This is a genomic window from Exiguobacterium sp. 8H (assembly GCF_902506255.1).
In the GTDB taxonomy this organism is placed as follows: domain Bacteria; phylum Bacillota; class Bacilli; order Exiguobacteriales; family Exiguobacteriaceae; genus Exiguobacterium; species Exiguobacterium profundum.
Genome location: NZ_LR733443.1, coordinates 1 through 2,259, shown reverse-complemented (window position 1 = coordinate 2,259; position 2,259 = coordinate 1). Strand labels below are relative to the sequence as shown.

Annotated in this window: 2 protein-coding genes; both read right to left on the bottom strand. The window is 49.9% G+C overall.

Features of this window, described 5'->3' with window-relative positions; translation table 11 throughout:
- Positions 1 to 170: 170 nt before the first annotated feature.
- On the bottom strand, positions 171 to 500 hold the full coding sequence (locus tag GVY43_RS15405) for a hypothetical protein (protein WP_159563743.1): 330 nt from the start codon (positions 498 to 500) through the stop codon (positions 171 to 173).
- Positions 493 to 1,680, bottom strand: coding sequence for a ParM/StbA family protein (locus tag GVY43_RS15400; protein ID WP_159563742.1), 1,188 nt, complete (start codon positions 1,678 to 1,680; stop codon positions 493 to 495). The genes GVY43_RS15405 and GVY43_RS15400 overlap by 8 nt, the downstream gene beginning before the upstream one ends.
- Positions 1,681 to 2,259: the final 579 nt, after the last annotated feature.

Below are 2,259 nucleotides of genomic sequence, written 5' to 3'. Positions count from 1 at the left end.
GAACCGGAGGGGAGCGGGCGGATCAGGATGGAGGAGCGGACGAAAACGCGTCCCCTCAGTTGCATCGGGACGGGTGGTAGCCCGTCGGATGCGTTGTCGATGCAACTGAGCGGGCAAGATGGACGACAAAAAAGCCCCTCGCACGAATGGCGAGGGACCGGATGAGGCATTTAGAGGGAATCCAGATCGAGCTTCGGCTCATCTGTTTCTTTTCGTGTTGGACGTGCTGTTGAGGTCCGTTTCATGTCCTTCTCTTTGGTGACTGGCTGATCTGTTTTGCTTTTCGTTCGCTGTTCAGTCGATTGAAGGAACTTGGCCACTTCGAGCGGTTGAGAAAAGTCCAGGTCTCCCGCGAGCTCGTTCATCAGCAAAATCATCTGTGCATAGGCACGGACGCTCCCCTTGTGTTTTTGGTGGAAGTGTTGTAATGCCTCATATTCGACGTCGTTCAGTGAGCTAAGGCGCAGGGATAGGGCGGTTTTACGTTTTTTATCACTCAACGATAACACCTTCTTCGATCCGTTGTGCCTCCAATTGTTTCGCAAGGATGTATAGCCCTTTCAGGTTCAAGATCACACTATCCTCGATCCCGTTGATGAGACGGACATCCCATTTGCTGACGATCGGGAGGAGCGATTGTTCGAGTTCCTCATGGAACACGACGGCACCGCCACCGATCAAGATGATGTTCTCGACCTCGTGCTCAGGGTCACGTTCGATCAATGTGAGCTGTCGCTCGGTTTGCTCGGCGATTTCTTGTGCCTGGGCACGTTTATGGTTTTCGAACAATTTACGTAGCTCCAATGCATAGTCTTTCTTCGATTTCATTTTAGCCTTATACGTATGGCGAGAGTATTCCATTTGATGCAGGCGAGCATACGATTCGGTCGCACCCTCTAAGGCGTGCCCGACCCCGTTCCGACTCCCAGAGGTAAGGGCCGGCACAGGTGCCCCGCCGTCAGTGAAGGCATACTCGGTCGTCCCCTCCCCGATATCGACGATCAGATTCCCTTGCTTGCGGATATTCTGATCTAGGGCGTAGAGGGCGATGACGCCTTCAGACGTCACCTTCACGCTTTGGTAGTCCAACGAGACGCGGACGCGTTCGTCCCCTAACCAGATCGTCACCAGGTGATCGCCGAGCAACTGTTGTTCGAGCTGTCGTGCGTGCGCCTTGTTCTTAGCCCAGAGCATCGCAGGGATGGCAGTACCGAGCGTGATTGTCGCGTCGATCCGTTTCGGGATGTCCCCGTGTTGGTCGACATGGTCACGAAGGAGTGAGGCCGCCAATAAGGCGTGTGTCACGTAGGCCGACTGTTCATTCTCGTGTTTGTTCGATCGAACGGTCGTGCCGTCGATCGGCATCGTCATGAGCACGGAACTCGTACCGACGGAGAAGGCGGCCTTTCCGACGGCGTGTGGACCGGACAACGTGTGAATCGCAGACGAGGAAATCTCAACGACGAGGTGGTCCAACAGCCGTTCGGCCAACTGGAGGGCCGTCATGTCCCCGAAGTTGTAGTTCCAAGAAGAGCTGATGGCGTTCGGCGCGACGAGGCCACCTTTCGACGTCTCGACTTTTACGTCTGCATTTCCGATATCTACCGCAGCCACCATATGTAGGTTTTTACTCATAATTGTTGTCTGTGTATGCCCGTCAAAGACCTTGTGCTCGGACAACACATCATTCCTCCTCGACTACCAGCACGAAGTATGATTTTTGTATGACATAAGAATAACATATGTAAATTGAATGCACAATGTAAAACTTTTGTTTTATTTTAGTAATTCAAATGTCATACATAAGAGTGATATTTGTATGAAGTAAGACTTTGGTTTTTCTAAAGTGATCATTATGTATGATAATAGAATGACTTATGTAAAACATTGAATGACGAATGTGTGTCATATGTATGTTATATATGTTTTCTAATGTCGCCATATGTTTTACGAATGTCATTCTGACAAGAAGTGATGGGGGGCGGGAAGGTAGGTTTATATATTTCAAGTACCGCATCTTTAGCATATCGAGAATGGGAAATAGGGTAGGAAACAAGGGTGTCTTGGCATTGACCTTCTTTCAAAAACGGCTATAGAAATAGGGTTTAGAGGGGAAATCGTATATTGTGTTTTGATTCAGAGAGGCGTATGATGGAACTAGATTCTGAAAATTGGCATCCGACGGATGCGTGAAGAGTTACATAATCAGCCGGTCGATCGACCCGGGGTTCAGGCACAAAAAAAGAAGCACCTAGACGA